This window comes from Arthrobacter terrae (assembly GCF_015708085.1).
In the GTDB taxonomy this organism is placed as follows: Bacteria; Actinomycetota; Actinomycetes; order Actinomycetales; family Micrococcaceae; genus Arthrobacter_M; species Arthrobacter_M terrae.
On the sequence record NZ_JADNYM010000013.1, the window covers coordinates 105,870 to 121,488 of the forward strand.

14 protein-coding genes are annotated in these 15,619 nt (G+C 64.8%); 9 read left to right on the forward strand and 5 right to left on the reverse strand.

Annotated features, from left to right (window positions below):
- Position 1 precedes the first annotated feature (1 nt).
- From treZ to IV500_RS11660, 3 genes are all read left to right on the forward strand, one after another.
- A complete protein-coding gene (gene treZ / locus IV500_RS11650; protein ID WP_196396977.1) occupies positions 2 to 1,798 on the forward strand; it encodes a malto-oligosyltrehalose trehalohydrolase in 1,797 nt (598 codons plus the stop codon).
- Positions 1,799 to 1,805: 7 nt separating this feature from the next.
- Positions 1,806 to 2,843 (forward strand): L-glyceraldehyde 3-phosphate reductase, encoded by a 1,038-nt coding sequence (mgrA, locus tag IV500_RS11655; protein ID WP_196396978.1) that lies wholly within the window; start codon positions 1,806 to 1,808, stop codon positions 2,841 to 2,843.
- Between the two features lie 226 nt (positions 2,844 to 3,069).
- The gene (locus IV500_RS11660; protein WP_196396979.1) at positions 3,070 to 4,155 is read left to right on the forward strand and encodes an inositol-3-phosphate synthase; all 1,086 of its coding nucleotides are present in this window, start codon (positions 3,070 to 3,072) and stop codon (positions 4,153 to 4,155) included.
- Positions 4,156 to 4,221: 66 nt separating this feature from the next.
- Here IV500_RS11660 and mshA read toward each other — a convergent pair whose 3' ends face one another.
- Positions 4,222 to 5,472 carry a D-inositol-3-phosphate glycosyltransferase gene (gene mshA / locus IV500_RS11665; RefSeq protein WP_376770207.1) on the reverse strand — a complete coding sequence of 417 codons (1,251 nt, stop codon included), beginning with the start codon at positions 5,470 to 5,472 and terminating at the stop codon, positions 4,222 to 4,224.
- A 158-nt stretch (positions 5,473 to 5,630) separates the two neighbouring features.
- On the opposite strand from mshA, the gene alr reads away from it, so the two are divergent.
- The 5 genes from alr to tsaD all read left to right on the forward strand — a co-directional run bounded on the left by alr (position 5,631) and on the right by tsaD (position 9,895).
- A complete protein-coding gene (gene alr, locus IV500_RS11670; RefSeq protein ID WP_196396981.1) occupies positions 5,631 to 6,800 on the forward strand; it encodes an alanine racemase in 1,170 nt (389 codons plus the stop codon).
- A 142-nt stretch (positions 6,801 to 6,942) separates the two neighbouring features.
- Positions 6,943 to 7,521: a tRNA (adenosine(37)-N6)-threonylcarbamoyltransferase complex ATPase subunit type 1 TsaE gene (gene tsaE, locus IV500_RS11675; protein WP_196396982.1), complete on the forward strand. Its 579-nt coding sequence runs from the start codon at positions 6,943 to 6,945 to the stop codon at positions 7,519 to 7,521.
- 9 nt (positions 7,522 to 7,530) lie between these two features.
- Complete coding sequence (gene tsaB, locus IV500_RS11680; RefSeq protein ID WP_196396983.1) at positions 7,531 to 8,286, forward strand: tRNA (adenosine(37)-N6)-threonylcarbamoyltransferase complex dimerization subunit type 1 TsaB; 756 nt, start codon at positions 7,531 to 7,533, stop codon at positions 8,284 to 8,286.
- A 20-nt stretch (positions 8,287 to 8,306) separates the two neighbouring features.
- On the forward strand, positions 8,307 to 8,753 hold the full coding sequence (rimI, locus tag IV500_RS11685; protein ID WP_196397011.1) for a ribosomal protein S18-alanine N-acetyltransferase: 447 nt from the start codon (positions 8,307 to 8,309) through the stop codon (positions 8,751 to 8,753).
- The gene (tsaD, locus tag IV500_RS11690) at positions 8,750 to 9,895 is read left to right on the forward strand and encodes a tRNA (adenosine(37)-N6)-threonylcarbamoyltransferase complex transferase subunit TsaD (RefSeq protein WP_196396984.1); all 1,146 of its coding nucleotides are present in this window, start codon (positions 8,750 to 8,752) and stop codon (positions 9,893 to 9,895) included. Before rimI ends, tsaD begins: the two co-directional genes overlap by 4 nt.
- Before the next feature lie 42 nt (positions 9,896 to 9,937).
- Here tsaD and IV500_RS11695 read toward each other — a convergent pair whose 3' ends face one another.
- A complete protein-coding gene (locus IV500_RS11695; RefSeq protein WP_196397012.1) occupies positions 9,938 to 11,092 on the reverse strand; it encodes a glutamate--cysteine ligase in 1,155 nt (384 codons plus the stop codon).
- A gap of 118 nt (positions 11,093 to 11,210) precedes the next feature.
- Here IV500_RS11695 and IV500_RS11700 point away from each other — a divergent pair, with 118 nt between their 5' ends.
- On the forward strand, positions 11,211 to 12,035 hold the full coding sequence (locus tag IV500_RS11700; protein ID WP_196396985.1) for a shikimate 5-dehydrogenase: 825 nt from the start codon (positions 11,211 to 11,213) through the stop codon (positions 12,033 to 12,035).
- A gap of 16 nt (positions 12,036 to 12,051) precedes the next feature.
- On the opposite strand, the gene IV500_RS11705 is transcribed toward IV500_RS11700, so the two are convergent.
- Genes IV500_RS11705 through IV500_RS11715 form a run of 3 tightly spaced genes read right to left on the reverse strand, consistent with a single transcriptional unit; the run spans position 12,052 to position 15,565 of the window.
- The gene (locus IV500_RS11705; protein ID WP_196396986.1) at positions 12,052 to 13,113 is read right to left on the reverse strand and encodes an NAD-dependent epimerase/dehydratase family protein; all 1,062 of its coding nucleotides are present in this window, start codon (positions 13,111 to 13,113) and stop codon (positions 12,052 to 12,054) included.
- Positions 13,110 to 14,006 carry an MTAP family purine nucleoside phosphorylase gene (locus IV500_RS11710; RefSeq protein WP_196396987.1) on the reverse strand — a complete coding sequence of 299 codons (897 nt, stop codon included), beginning with the start codon at positions 14,004 to 14,006 and terminating at the stop codon, positions 13,110 to 13,112. Before IV500_RS11710 ends, IV500_RS11705 begins: the two co-directional genes overlap by 4 nt.
- A gap of 5 nt (positions 14,007 to 14,011) precedes the next feature.
- The gene (locus tag IV500_RS11715) at positions 14,012 to 15,565 is read right to left on the reverse strand and encodes a glycosyltransferase family 87 protein (RefSeq protein ID WP_196396988.1); all 1,554 of its coding nucleotides are present in this window, start codon (positions 15,563 to 15,565) and stop codon (positions 14,012 to 14,014) included.
- Between the last annotated feature and the right edge of the window lie 54 nt (positions 15,566 to 15,619).

The window sequence follows — 15,619 nt, forward strand, 5'->3', positions numbered from 1 at the left end:
TATGACTCACCGGGACCTTGCCGAGACGCGTTTTGATTTATGGGCCCCTGATGCCGACTCTGTGACATTGCTGGCGGACGGAAGAAAGCTGCCGATGAGCCGCGGCACAGGTGGCTGGTGGACCGCCGGGGATGCGCCTCGTGGAGCTGACGTGGACTACGGCTATCTACTCAATGGCGAGGCTACCGCGTTGCCGGATCCGCGTTCGCGGCGCCAGCCGCACGGCGTGCACGGGCAGTCCCGGACCTTCGATGCCAGTAGTTATCAATGGGGTGACGGCGCCTGGACCGGCCGCCAGCTGGCCGGCGGGGTGATCTATGAGCTGCACATCGGCACCTTCACCCCGGAGGGAACGCTGGAGGCTGCGATCGGCAAGCTGGATTACCTGGTGGAGCTGGGGGTGGACTTCGTGGAGCTGCTGCCGGTAAATGCTTTCAATGGCACGCACAACTGGGGCTATGACGGCGTCCTCTGGTATGCGGTCCAGGAGGAATACGGCGGCCCGGAGGCTTACCAGCGCTTCGTCGATGCCTGCCACCGGCGCGGCCTGGGCGTGGTCCAGGATGTGGTGTACAACCATTTGGGCCCAAGCGGAAACTATCTGCCGCGGTTCGGGCCCTATCTTACGCAGGGGTCGGCGAATACCTGGGGTGACGCCGTGAATCTGGACGGCACGGGCTCCGATGAGGTGCGTCGGTACATCACGGACAATATGATGATGTGGTTCCGGGATTATCATGTGGACGGTCTGCGCCTGGACGCGGTGCACGCGCTGCGGGACACCCGCGCGGTGCACATCCTGGAGGAAATGACGGTGCGGACCGAGGCAGCCGCCGTAGCCCTGGGCCGGCCGCTGACGCTGATCGCTGAATCGGACCTCAATGACCCGCGCCTGATTTATCCGCGTGCGGCCCACGGCTACGGACTGACCGGGCAGTGGAGCGATGATTTCCATCATGCGGTCCATGTCAATGTCACCGGGGAAACGGCCGGCTACTACGAGGATTTTGCCTCGGTTGCCGCGCTGGCCAAGGTCCTCACTCATGGCTTCTTCCACGACGGCAGCTACTCAAGTTTCCGCGGGCGCCGGCACGGCCGGCCGCTGGACCCGCATGGCACGGCGCTTTGGCAGCTGGTCGTGTGCATCCAGAACCACGACCAGATCGGCAATCGTGCCACCGGGGACCGGCTTGGCGCCGTCGTCGGCTTTGATCTGCTGGCTGTCGCGGCAGTGCTGAACCTTTGCTCTCCGTTCACCCCGATGCTGTTCATGGGCGAGGAATACGGCGCCGGCACGCCCTGGCAGTTCTTCACCTCGCACCCCGAGCCGGAATTGGGTAAGGCGACGGCGGAGGGCCGGATCCGGGAGTTTGAGCGGATGGGCTGGGACCCCGCCTTAGTGCCCGATCCACAGGACCCGCAGACGTTTATCCGCTCCAAGCTCGACTGGTCCGAGACTAGCGGGCATGGACCGGACGGCGCCGCCCACGCCCGCTTATTGGAGCAGTACCGCACACTGATCTCGCTGCGCCGGAGCCTGCCGGCTTTGACCGAGCCGGATTTTGGCTCCGTGCGGGTGGAGTTCAGCGAGCCGGAACGCTGGCTCGTCATGCACCGCGGCACCGGCAGGGATGCCGTCAGCGTTGCGGTAAACCTCGGGGATGAGCCCCGGGCCGTCCCCATCGCGGCCGGTGCCACCGTATTGTTCAGCACCGGCGAAGGTGTGGTGCCCGACGGCGCCGCCAAAGTATCGCTGCCGGTCCGCAGTGCGGTGGTACTTGGCGCGTTGGTGGCATGATGAAGAGATGACCTATTCTGCTGCCGAAGACCGTTATGAATCGATGCCATACCGCCGGGTGGGCAAGAGCGGGCTGCAGTTGCCCGCGGTATCGCTCGGATTGTGGCACAACTTCGGGGATGACAAACCGTTTGAAGTACAGCGCGCCATCCTGCGCCGTGCCTTTGATCTGGGCGTGACGCACTTCGATCTGGCGAACAACTACGGACCGCCGGCCGGTTCCGCCGAAACGAACTTTGGCCGGCACCTGAGAGAAGGGTTCCGCGCCTACCGTGACGAGCTGGTCATCTCGACCAAGGCCGGCTACAACATGTGGCCCGGTCCGTATGGGGAGTGGGGGTCCCGGAAGTACCTGCTCTCCAGCCTGGACGCCTCGTTGAATCGGATGGGGCTGGATTATGTGGACATCTTCTACAGCCACCGGCCGGATCCGCAGACGCCGCTGGAGGAGACCATGGGCGCGCTGGACACCGCCGTGCGCTCCGGGCGGGCCCTGTACGCGGGCATCTCCTCCTACACTGCCGAGCAGACCGTACAGGCAGCCGCCATCCTGAAGGATCTTGGCACGCCGCTGCTGATCCACCAGCCCTCCTATTCGATGCTGAACCGCTGGACCGAAGACGGATCGCCGAATTTGTACCAGGCGCTTGACCAGGTGGGTGCCGGCTCCATTGCCTTCTCTCCGTTGGCCCAGGGCATGCTTACCGACCGGTACCTCAACGGGGTACCGGCCGACTCCCGCGCAGCCCGGGATGGTTCGCTGTCGGAAAAGTCACTGACCGAGGACAAGATGGCACGCGTGCGCGGGCTGAACGAGCTGGCTGCCGGACGCGGCCAGTCACTGGCGCAACTGGCGATCGCCTGGGTGCTGCGGGATCAGCCCAAGGGCTCGCCGGTGACATCGGCACTCATCGGTGCCTCGAGCGTCCAGCAGCTGGAAAACAATCTGGCAGCGGTGCAGAACCTTCAATTCAGCACGGATGAGTTAACTGCGATTGATGAGTTCGCCGTCGAGTCCCACATCAATTTGTGGGCGCAGAGCTAAGTACCCCTAGAGGGCCAACGGGAGCCCGTAACCGGGTTCCTGCAACCGGGTTCCTGACCCGGACCGGGAACAACCGTGGCCGGTTCTAGGTTGGAATAAAATGGTCGGCGTCTTCTGGCGCCGCCCCGATGGTGCCGCAAACAACTGCGGGACCAGCAGGATCAGGTCTGTCGCAGAAATAGATGCGATTTGTGAAAAATGAATTACCAAATTTATAAGGAGTTCCGTGTCTTCTCATCCAATTCGGGTAGCCATTGTCGGAGTGGGAAACTGCGCCTCATCCCTGGTGCAGGGCGTGCAGTATTATCGGCACGCGGACCCCGCCGCAGCGGTGCCCGGTCTAATGCATGTGGAGTTCGGCAAGTACCACGTCAATGACGTGCACTTTGTGGCCGCCTTCGATGTCGATTCCAAGAAGGTGGGGCTGGACCTTTCCGACGCCATCGGAGCGAGCGAAAACAACACCATAAAGCTCTCCGATGTGCCCAACCTGGACGTGCCGGTTCGGCGCGGACCCACCCTGGACGGGCTTGGGAAGTACTACCGCGAGACGATCGTTGAATCGGATGAGGAAGCCGTTGACGTCGTCGCGGTTCTGCGTGAAGTGCAGGCCGATGTGCTGGTCTGCTACCTGCCCGTTGGTTCCGATGCCGCGGCCAAACACTACGCGCAGTGTGCCATTGACGCCGGCGTCGCGTTTGTCAATGCCCTGCCGGTCTTCATTGCCGGAACGAAGGAATGGGCGGATAAGTTCACTGCTGCCGGCGTGCCCATCATCGGCGACGACATCAAGAGCCAGATCGGTGCCACCATCACCCACCGTGTGATGGCGAAACTGTTCGAGGACCGCGGCGTGGTGCTGGACCGGACCTACCAGCTCAATGTGGGCGGCAATATGGACTTCAAGAACATGCTGGAGCGCGAGCGGCTGGAATCGAAGAAGATTTCCAAAACGCAGGCCGTGACGTCCAACACCTCTGCCGTACTGGCAGCCGATGACGTCCACATTGGTCCGAGCGACTACGTTGCCTGGCTCGATGACCGCAAATGGGCATTCGTCCGGCTGGAAGGCCGGAACTTCGGTGACGCGCCCGTGTCGCTGGAATACAAGCTGGAGGTCTGGGATTCGCCCAACTCCGCCGGAGTGATCATCGACGCCATCCGCGCCGCGAAGATTGCCCTGGACCGTGGCATCGGCGGACCGATCCTTTCCGCGTCGAGCTACTTCATGAAGTCCCCGCCGGAGCAGTTCGCGGACGACATTGCACACGAAAAGGTGGAAGCCTTCATCCGCGGGGATCTGGACCGCTAGCGAGCAGGGCCGCTAAAGAGCAGAACCGCAGAATCTGAAGTGCGCTCAATGGGCCGAACCGGTGATTCACCACCTGTTGGGCGCACTTCCGTTTTCTATCCGTAAGGCCGCGGCGAGCGCGCGGTCGTAGCTGGCAATCGTCAGCTCGGCGGTGTGCTGCCAGCCGAAGGATTCCGCAAACACGGAGGCAGCCCGGCCCAGGTCCTCCCGGGTGAGCGGAAAATCGTAGAGGGATTCCAGCGCGGCGGCCCAGTGACCGGGATCCCGGCCCGGTACCAGCAGCCCGGTTCGGCCGTCACTGACAGCGCGCGGCAGGCCGCCGACGTCGGTGGCGACGACCGGTGTCCCGCAGGCCTGGGCCTCTAGGGCCACCAGGCCGAACGACTCGCTGGAGGACGGCATGGCCACCACGTCCGCAGAACGGTACCACTGGGCCAGTTCCTCCGCCGCGACGGCCGGATGGAGCGTGATGATGCCGTCCAGCCCCTGGGAACTGACCAGCCGGCCAAGATCGTAGCGGTCCGATCCACTGTGGGAGCCAATCACAGTGACCTGCAGGCGAATGTCCGGGCGGGCCCGGTGCAGCACCCCTGCGGCCTTGATCAGCACGTGTGGCCCCTTGAGCCGCTGCAGTCTGCCGGCAAAAAGTACATGGAAGACGTCCCGACCAATCCCGCATTGTTGCCGCGAGCGGTCCCGGAACGCCGGTTTGAAGACCTTGAGGTCCACACCCGGGGCCACCACATCGATACGGCTTTGGCAGCCGTTGTAGTGCCGTTCGAGCTCGGCTGCCTCTGCAGTGGTATTGGCGATCAGCCGGTCAGCCCGGCGGACAATCTGCTGCTCGCCCTCCGCCCGTCGGCTCGGTTCCGCACTTTGCCCGTCCGGAAGGTGCTGGTTTTTCACCCGGGCCATCGTGTGCATGGTGTGGACCAGCGGTAGCTTCCATTCCCGTGCCAGCGCCAATCCCGTCATGCCGGAAACCCAGTAATGCGAGTGGAGCACGTCGAAGTACCCGGTGCGAAAACCGTTCCCGGTTGCATCGACGGCTGTAATGGCCGCAGTCAGATCCGCAATGAGCCGGGGCAGTTCCTCTTTGGCGACCGGACCTGCGGGGCCCGCCTGCACATGCCGCACCAGGACGCCATCAGCCATCCGGGTCTGTTCGGGCTCCGTGCTGGCGGTGCGGCGGGTGAAGATTTCAACTTCGACGCCGGCCGCAGCCAGCTCCAGCGCGAGCTGGCGTACATAGACGTTCATCCCGCCCGCATCGCCGCTGCCGGGTTGTTCCAGCGGTGAAGTGTGCAGCGAGAGCATCGCGACGCGTCGGGTGTTATGCAACTGCTCTCCTTCGTTCCACGGCACAGTCAAAACGGCCGTGCTTTACGAATTCTCCCATTACGAAGCTGCAATGTTCCACGCGGAGTTCTGCCTGCGTAAAAGTTCTACCGGATCATAAGGCCTAAAATGGTCAGGTGACTTTATCCGAGCAGCATGTGTTTCCAGAACGCCGGGCCGAGATTGATCTCGACGCCATCCGGCACAATGTCCGCCGGCTGTCCGCAGTTATCTTGCCCGCGAAATTGATGGCGGTGGTGAAGGCCGATGCCTACGGCCATGGCATGATTCCGGTGGCGAAGGCAGCTTTGAAAGCGGGCGCGCATTGGTTGGGCGTGGCGCACATTTCCGAGGCCCTCACGTTGCGGCAGGCCGGAATCGGCGCCCCGGTCCTGGCTTGGCTGCATACGCCGGCCAGCGATTTTCGCGCCGCTTTGGAGGCGGGAATCGACATCGGATGCTCGGGCTGGGAACTGGAATATATTGTCGCTGCCGCACGTGAGTGCCAGCGGCCGGCCCGGGTCCATTTGAAGATCGACACCGGCCTGGGCCGGAATGGGAGCACCGCGGCGCTTTGGGATGCATTGGTCTCAGAGGCGATGCAATACCAGGATCAGGGCCTATTGCGGGTCGTCGGCGTCTTCAGTCATTTTGCTGTTGCCGATGAACCCGAGCGTGCAGAAAATGATGAGCAGCTGCGGCGGTTCCGCGAGGCCGTAGCCGTCGCCGAGGACGCCGGAGCCGACCTCGAGGTCAGGCACGTGGCAAATACCCCCGCCATGCTTTCCCGTCCGGATGCGCACTTCGATCTGGTCCGGGCCGGACTGGGAATATACGGGCTCTCCCCGTTTGAAAACCAGACATCAGCCCAGCTCGGTCTACGGCCGGCGATGACGCTCAAGGCGCTCGTGGCGTCCCGCAAGGATGTGCCGGCCGGTCAGGGCGTCTCCTATGGACTCAACTACGTCACCGCGCGTCCCAGCACGCTGGCCCTGATTCCGCTGGGCTACGCCGATGGTGTTCCCCGGATAGCCACCGGAGGCCCGGTGCGGATCAATGGCACCACTTATCCGGTGGTCGGCCGGATCGCGATGGACCAGATGGTGGTCGATCTCGGTGCCGACACGTCGGTTGCGGCTGGACCGCCGGTGGTGGGCGCGGAGGCGGAGCTGTTCGGAACGGGCGACGACGGCGGCCCCACCGCGGAGCAGTGGGCTGCCGCCGCGGGCACGATTAATTACGAAATCGTGACGCGGATAGGTCCGCGCGTGCCGCGGGTCTACGTCAACGAAGGGCCAGCGGAATGAATCTGAGGGTGCGCATCAACGTGCGCAGAGTTGGAGCCTTCCGGCGCGCAGGAGGTACGCCTGCGGCCCCGGAGCTCCCAACTGTGCGCCCGTTGGTCCAGCGGACTCGAGTCTTCGTCAGCATTGCGGACGTGCACGCGCCGTGAGCAGCAGCTGGGAGTTCCAGACCGCCACTGCGGAGGAAACGCAGGCCATCGCGGAGCGGCTGGGCAGCATATTGCAGGCCGGGGATCTGCTCATCCTTAGCGGTGAGCTTGGCGCCGGTAAGACAACCTTTACGCAGGGCCTGGGCCGGGGATTAGGCGTCCGCAGCGGGATTATCTCGCCGACGTTCGTGCTGGTGCGGATCCACCCGAACCTGCCCGATGGTCCCCGGCCCGGCGGGCCCGATCTGGTCCACGTCGACGCTTACCGGCTGGGATCCGGCGGTGAAGTGGACGACATAGATCTGGAGAATACCTTCGATTCCGCAGTCACGGTGGTGGAGTGGGGTGCCGGTTTGGTGGAGCATCTGGCCCAAAGCCGCCTGGAGCTGGAGCTGGTACGTGCGGTCGGAGCGGCCGCCTCTGGGTTGGACAGCGCCGGGTTGGGCGCCGACGACGGGGATGAAGCCAGGCTGCTGCGCGTTACCGCAGTTGGCCCACGCTGGGACGGCGTGGATCTGTCCGGGCTTCCGGGCACGGCAAATACAGCCGGCCTGCAGACGGAGCCAATGGACTAGGTTGGATTAGTGCTGATTCTCTCCATCGATACCTCCGCCATCGCCAGCGCAGCGCTGCTTAGAACGGTGCCAGCCAGCGACGGCGTTAAGGCAAGTGCCGCCGTCGTCGGCAGTTTTGCGACCGTTGACACCCGCAGTCACGCTGAGGTGCTGGTGCCGGGCATCCAATCCTTGTTCGGCGACGCGGCGGTCGAGGGACCCGCCCTCGACGCTATTGTGGTCGGTGTGGGGCCCGGTCCTTTCACCGGGCTGCGCTCCGGCATCGCGGCGGCCCGGATGCTCAGTTTCGTGTGGAATGTGCCGTTGCACGGCGTGATGAGCCTTGATGCGCTCGCGTGGGACGTGAGCCATAACGGTTACCGGGCCCAGGACCAGGACCAGGATCCGACGACCGGGCCGCCCCCTCCGGACCGTAATCCCGCGGGCGGCGATTTTCTTGTGGCCACCGATGCCCGGCGCAAGGAAGTATATTGGGCGAGGTATTCCCAGGACGGCACGCTGCTGGCCGTTCCGCACGTTGGGCCCGCCGCTGAACTCCCTGCTCTGCCTGCGTTCGGCGCCGGCGCAGGCCTGTACCGCGAGGATCTGCTGGCCCGCGGCTGCACCGTGCCGGATGCCTTTGCTGACGCCCAACCGACGGCGGCGTCGCTGGGACTGAGTGCCGCCGTCGGCCTGGTCGACGGCGGCCGTCTGCTGGCCAGCTCGCCGCTGTATCTGCGCGAATCCGATGCCAAGGTCCCTGGCCCGCGGAAGCGTGCGCTGTGACCGGCGCCCGGCTGCGGCAGATGACCCCGGCGGACATCGACACCGTCGCAGCGCTGGAGACCGTACTTTTCCCGGCGGACTACTGGCCGCGGCAAATGTTTGTGCAGGAGCTCTCCCAGCCCCAAACACGCAGCTATCTCGTAGCCGAGCAGGACGACCGGATTGTCGGCTACGCGGGGCTGATGTGCGTGCAGCCGATCGCGGATGTGCAGACGATTGCCGTGCTGCCCGATTGTGAGGGGCAGGGGATCGGCACGGCGCTGCTGCAGGCCCTGCTGGCGGAGGCTGCCGACCGTGACGCCGACGACGTCCTGCTGGAGGTGCGCGCAGACAATCCGCGGGCCCAGCAGCTGTACCTGCGCTTTGGCTTCGAACAGATCCACGTACGTGCACGCTACTACCGCGATGGGACGGACGCCCTGATTATGCGGCTCCGGCTCAGGCCAACCGATGAGGCAACAGCATGAACCGGACCGAACCCCTGATTCTGGGCATCGAATCCTCCTGCGACGAAACCGGCGTCGGAATCGTCCGTGGAACGCAGCTGCTGGTCAATGCGGTCTCATCCTCGATGGAAGAACACGTCCGCTTCGGCGGGGTTATCCCGGAAATCGCCTCCAGGGCCCATCTGGATGCCATGGTCCCGACCCTGCGGGCGGCGCTCAAGGAAGCGGACGTCACCTTGGCGGACATCGACGCAATCGCCGTAACCAGCGGACCCGGACTGGCTGGTGCCCTGATGGTCGGCGTGTGCGCGGCAAAAGCGCTCGCCGTTGCTACCGGAAAGCCGCTCTACGCCATTAACCACCTGGTCGCCCATGTGGGGGCGGCGCTGCTGGATGAGTCGCTCGGCGCCGTTTCGCCCGGTGACTTAACGGCGGGGAACGACGGCGGCTTGGTAGTGGGGAACGACGGCGGCCGGCCGGGCCGGTTCGAGAATATTGGTGCGCTGCTGGTCTCCGGCGGTCACACGGAGATTTTGCGGGTGGGGAGCATTGCCGAGGACGTTGAACTGCTCGGATCCACCATCGATGACGCCGCGGGGGAGGCCTTCGACAAGGTGGCTCGGCTACTGGGTCTGAACTACCCCGGCGGTCCCGCGATCGATGCTCTGGCCAGAACCGGGAATGCACTGGCGATCAAATTCCCCCGCGGGCTCAGCGTGCCAAAATACATGGGAACGCCGGCCGAACCGGGACCCCACCGGTACGACTTCTCCTTTTCCGGCCTCAAGACCGCCGTGGCGCGCTGCGTTGAGCGCTTCGAAGCCGAAGGCCAGCAGCCGCCCGTGGCAGATATTGCCGCCGGTTTCCAGGAAGCAGTGCTGGATGTTATTACCGCCAAAGCGGTACTGGCCTGCCGGGAAAACGGCATTAGCACCCTGCTTCTCGGCGGCGGCGTAGCAGCAAACTCCCGGTTGCGTGAACTTGCTCAACAGCGCACCAGGGCCGCCGGAATCCGCCTGCTGGTGCCGCGGCTGTCACTGTGTACGGATAACGGCGCCATGGTCGCCGCGCTTGGAGCGCAGCTGGTAATGCGCGGTGTCCGGCCCAGCGGCATCGCCTTCGTGCCGGATTCGTCCATGCCGGTGAGCAGCATCAGTCTCTGACATCCGTGTAACTGCCCGCGGACCCGGTGGCCGGCGGCAGATTCAGCTTTCGGCCGGACCTGTTCGCATCCGCTGGATCAAATCATCCACGACGGCGTGCAGATCGCCGTCGTGCGCCTTAGCTACCGCCCGCTGCCGCTGGTATCCGGCTCCCCGGCGGATGATCTTCTCCACATCGGCCAGCTCATCGGTGCAGTGCAGGCGACGGGCCACCGGCTCCAGCTTGTTCAGCAGTTCCAGCGTGTCTTCGGTGACCAGGCGTTCATTGCCGGCGGCGTCCAGGATGACGATGGCATCCAGACCGTAACGGGCAGCCCGCCATTTGTTTTCCTGCACGTGCCACGGCGGCATCGTCGGGATGCTGCCGCCGTCATCGAGCGTGCGGGAGAAGTCATCCACCAGGCATTGCGTGAGCGCGGCAATGGCGCCCACCTCCTCGAGCGTGGAGAGGCCGTCACAAACGCGCATTTCAATGGTGCCAAGTCCCGGCACCGGGCGGATGTCCCAGCGGATTTCATTGATCAGATCGATCACGCCGGTGGTGAGCATGTCCTGCACATAGGCCTCGTACTGGGACCAGCTGGAAAACTGGAACGGCAGCCCGGCTGTGGGCAGCTGCTGGAACATCAGCGCGCGCTGGGAGGCGTAACCGGTATCCTCGCCGTTCCAGAAGGGCGAGGAAGCGGACAACGCCTGGAAATGCGGAATGTAATTCACCAGACCATCGAGCACCGGCATGGCCTTGTCCACGCTATCGAGCCCAACATGGACGTGCACCCCGTAAATGACCATTTGGCTGCCCCACCATTGGGTGCGGTCAATCAGTTTGGCGTAGCGTTCCTTGTCCGTAACCGCCTGCCGGCTGGTCTGGCTGAAGGGGTGCGAGCCGGAGCTGAGCAGCTCAACGCCCATCGGATCGGTCGCCTCGCGCAGGGTTTTCAGGTTCCGGGACAGGTCGGCCTTGGCTTCGGCAACACTCTGGCAGACACCGGTGACTAGCTCGACGGTGTTCAGCAGGAGCTCTTGTTTGATGTGCGGATGTTCCTCGTCCGCCTGCAGCTCGGGGTGGGCGCGGCCGACGGCGGCAAGCACCCTGTCCGCGACGGGAACCAGTTCGCCGGTTCCAGAGTCCACCAGCGCCAGTTCCCATTCCACGCCCAGGGTGGACTGTGCCGATGAGGCGAAATCGATCTTCAAACGCGTTCCTGACATCGGTGAATTGGTGGAATCCATTCTAATCGAACCGGGATCCGAAATGACGTGCGATCGACGCTTAGTGACGTATGTCGCGCGCGGCAGAGGGCAGAATAGGAGGATGCCGATTCTCAATAAAGACATGACCCTGTGCATTTCGCTGGCAGCGCGGCCCAGCAACATCGGGACCCGGTTCCACAATTATCTCTATGAGCAGCTGGGCCTGAATTTCGTGTACAAGGCCTTCGCCCCGACGGATATTGTCGCGGCGGTGGCAGGAATCAGGGGCTTGCCGATCCGCGGTGCGGCGGTCTCGATGCCGTACAAGGAGGACGTCATTGCGCTGGTGGACCGGATGGACCCGTCTGCGGCTGCCATTTCATCCGTCAACACCATAGTCAATGACGACGGTGTGCTGACGGCCTACAACACGGATTACCTTGCCATTGCGCGCCTGCTCCGGGACCACGCCGTGCAGGCAGATTACTCCGTGCTGCTGCGCGGCTCCGGCGGCATGGCGAAGGCGGTGGCTGCGGCGCTGCGGGATGCGGGTTTCAGCGCGGTCAGCATCGTGGCCCGCAATGAAAGAACCGGCCGGGCGCTGGCTGACCTTTACGGGTTCGGCTGGCAGCCGGAGGTGGGAAGCGCGACAGCGGATCTGATCATCAACGTGACCCCTCTTGGCATGAGGGGGAGCCTGGCCGGTAATGAGGAAAACGTGCAGTCGTTCGACGACGCCGCGGTGAGCGCCGCGCGGGTGGTGTTCGACGTCGTCGCCCTGCCGTCCGAAACGCCGCTCATTTGTGCCGCCCGCAGCGCCGGCAAGCGGGTCATTGCCGGGGCCGAAGTCATAGCGATTCAGGCCGAGGAGCAGTTTGTGCTGTACACCGGCGTCCGTCCGAGTCCGGAGCAGGTCCGGGCCGCGGCGGAGTTTTCCCGCGCCTGAGTTGTGCCGGCCGGGGCTATTCCTCGTCGCCGCGCAGCGGCGCCAGGGCAAACTCGCGCATCCCCTCATCAAAGCCGACGAGCGGGCACCAATGCAGCTCCTCCTTGAGCAGCTCCGAGCTGGCGGTGATATGCCGGACGTCGCCGAGCCGGAACTTCCCCGTCACCACGGGTGCCGGCGCGGCGCTGAACGTGCTCAGGGCGCGGGCCACATCCCCGATGGTCTGCGGCGCATCGGCACCGACATTGTAGGCACCGAAGCTGCGCCCGTAGCCGCTGTGCAGCGCTGCCAGAGCGCAGATATTGGCCGAGGCGACGTCTGTGACATGGATAAAGCTGCGCCGCTGATTCCCGTCTTCATAGACCAGCGGCGCCTCACCCCGGGCAATGGCGGACCGGAAGATTGAGGCCACGCCGGCGTACGGTGTGTTTTTGGGCATCAGCGGACCGTAGACATTGTGATAGCGCAGCGCTATCGCTTCCCCACCGGTGGCGCGCGCCCATGCCGATGCCAGATTCTCCTGGCTGACCTTGGATGCGGCATAGACATTGCGCGGATCCAACGCGGAGGACTCTGTCACCAGGGCGGGGACCAGCGGTTCGGCCGTATCGGGGTTTCGCGGATCAAACATGCCCGCCTCCAGGTCCGCCACGCGCCGCGGACCCGGGTGGACCGGTTTCCCGGTACCGGGGTCCCGGTAGGCGCCCTCGCCGTACACAACCATCGATGAGGCCAGCACCAGTTTGCCGATGCCCGCCTGCTCCATGGCTGCCAGCAGGACAGCCGTGGCAAAGTCATTGTTCCAGACGTAGTCCGGTGCATCGGCGAAGTTTACGCCGAGGCCCACTTTTGCACTGTGATGGCAGACGGCGTCAATCCCGTCCAGCGCGCCACGAACCGCAGCGGGGTCCGCGGTGTTTCCGACGATCAGCTCGACGCGGGAATCCAGACGCGGTGGCCGTGGGTGGACCTGCGGGTCCAGAGAGTCGAGCACCCGCACTTCCCAGCCCTTCGACAGTGCTGCCTCGACGACAGCCGTGCCGATGAATCCCGCCCCACCGGTGACCAATACCCTCATCGGCTTACCGCCGGAGCGGGTTCAAAGCCGAGCGCCGCGTTGGCGGAAGGGCCCGGCACGGGCTGGTCCATGATGATCCGAACAGCCTCGGGATCCATCAGCTGCGGTGCGCGGTAGCCTTCGTCGAGGGTGCTGACAGCGGCTTCGAGGACGGCAAGAATGTGCGGCTGGGCGGCCTTGAGGCGGCCAAAGACCGCCTCTGCGGTCACCGGTGCCGAGCCATCGTGTCCGGTGTCCGAGTCGGTGACGTAGGCGAGGTTGGCAAATCCCATATTCAGTTCGGCGGCCAGCACCGGCTCCGGATACTGCGTCATGCTGATGATGTCGGCGCCGCCGGATACATACCAGGCGGATTCCGCCCGGGTGGAAAACCGGGGTCCGTTGATCACAACGACCGTACCCTGCGCCTGGAAGGGCAGGCCGCGTGCCGTCAGCGCCTGCTGCAAATGCCGGCGCAGCGTGCTGCAGAACGGGTCCGATGCCGGCAGGTGGCGCACCCCGGTTGGCCGGGAGCCGTCGAAATAGGTGTCGATCCGGCCGGTGCTTCGGTCGATCAGCTGGTTGGTAAGCACAAACGTCTCCGGCGCGTAACCGGGCCGGAGTCCGCCAACGGCGGAGGAGGAAATGATGCCCTCCACGCCGAGGCTTTTCAGTGCCCAGAGATTTGCCCGGTAGTTGATCTGCTGCGGTGGGAGGGAATGGCCGGCACCGTGGCGGGCCAGAAATGCGACGGTCCGCCCGCTTACCTCCGCCAGGGTGATCGGCCCTGAGGTGGGGCCGTAGGGGGTGTCGGGAGTCATGGTCGCAAGCACCTGGGCTCCGGGCAGCCGTTCCGTGCCCGAGCCTGTAATGATGCCGATCCGCACCTGGCGGCCGCCCTCGTGTTGTTTCATAGCGTCTATCCTGCCATCTGGGGTGCGGTCCCCGGTTCGTCGCCGGCGCAGGCAAGATAGGACGCCCGACGACGGCGCCAGGCCCCGATGGCGATGGCCACGGCTGCGGCGGCAAGACTGGCGCGGTTGACAGGCCCGCTGAACACCGGATCCCCGGGCAGCAGATAAACGATATTGAGCGCGATCATGACCCCGATGTATTCCCAATACCGGCTCAGCACCACGGCGGGCAGCAGCAGCAGCGCATACCAGGGGTAGTTTGGGCTGACGATCAGCAGGGTCAATCCGATCATTATGGTCTGCTGCTCCCAGACGTTGTGCGCCGTCGTCCTGCGCAGCACGGTCAGCGCCAGCAGCAGCAGGGCTGCGGCACTGAGCACCATTGGCCACGGGCCACCGGAGAAGAACTGGGCCAAGGCAAAGCGGATGCCGACCTGATCGCTGTACCCCTCCTCTTTGAGGTAGCCGGGGAGGTAGCCAATGACGCCCCACCCGGCGGTCAGCAGATAAGGGGTGTAGAGCAGGGCAAACGTGGCCAGCGCGGCACAGATGAATCTGACGGGTCTGCGGAAGAGAAGGGCGGGCGCGGCGATCACCGGAATGAGCTTGGTGGCCACGGCTGCACCGAACACAAAACCGGAACGCAGCGGTTTTCCTGCCCTTCCCGCCGTCAACAGCAGACCGGCGGCCAGCAGCAGGGCGCCGCCGAGCAGGTCGACGTGGGCATTGTTCACGCCTTCTATCAGCACCAGCGGGCTCCACGCCCAGGCGGCGGCTAAATACCGCGGCAGCCCCAGACGGGGAAGTGCCAGCAGCAACATCACCGTGACCGCCAGGCTCACCAGCAGCCCAGCGAGCTGGAATGCCGCATAGCCGATGCCGTCCGGGACGGTCAGCCGGACGGCGAGGAAATACAGTTCCGCCGTTGGGGGATAAATCGTTGGCACGTTCGGCCGGTTGATCGGGGTGCACAGCGGCTGCCCGGAAGGCTCCCCATGGGTGGCCACCGGGGCGGTAGCGAACAGATCAGGGGAGCAGCGCGTCCCGCCATTGGCGTTGCCGTTGCCGGGCACAAACAACCATCGGGGGCGGAGCTCCGTGAGCGCATCATCGAGCGGGACATAGGCGTACGGGGAAACGCCTGCCTTTTGCACGATTCCGTCCCACGCGTAGCGGGCCGAGTCATTACTGGTGGACGGCGGAGCACTGATCGCTGCCACCCCGAGGAGCAGCGCGCCGGCTATCACGACGACGCTGATCCGCACCGAACGGGCGCGGCGCAATGCACAAACAGCCCCAGCCAGGAGCAGCCAGCAGGCGAGGGTGCCGGCTAGGACTGCCAGCGGAAACGGCGGTCCCGGCCGCACCGTGAAGTAAAGCGCCGCGGCCAGGAGCAATAACAGCAATAGCGTCAGGAGCAGCGCCCTCGTCCGCCCCGGTGCCGTTCCCGGTGCCGTTCCCGGTGCCTTCGTCGTCGCCCGGGGACCGGCATCCAGGGGGGAGCCGGTGCTTGCTGGTTCGGCGTTCGCATCTAAGGCGCTAGTCTCTTGGGGGTCCACCCTTCGATCCTGCCTTATCGCAGAAGACCAGGGGCACCAATCGGCTACCCCAGC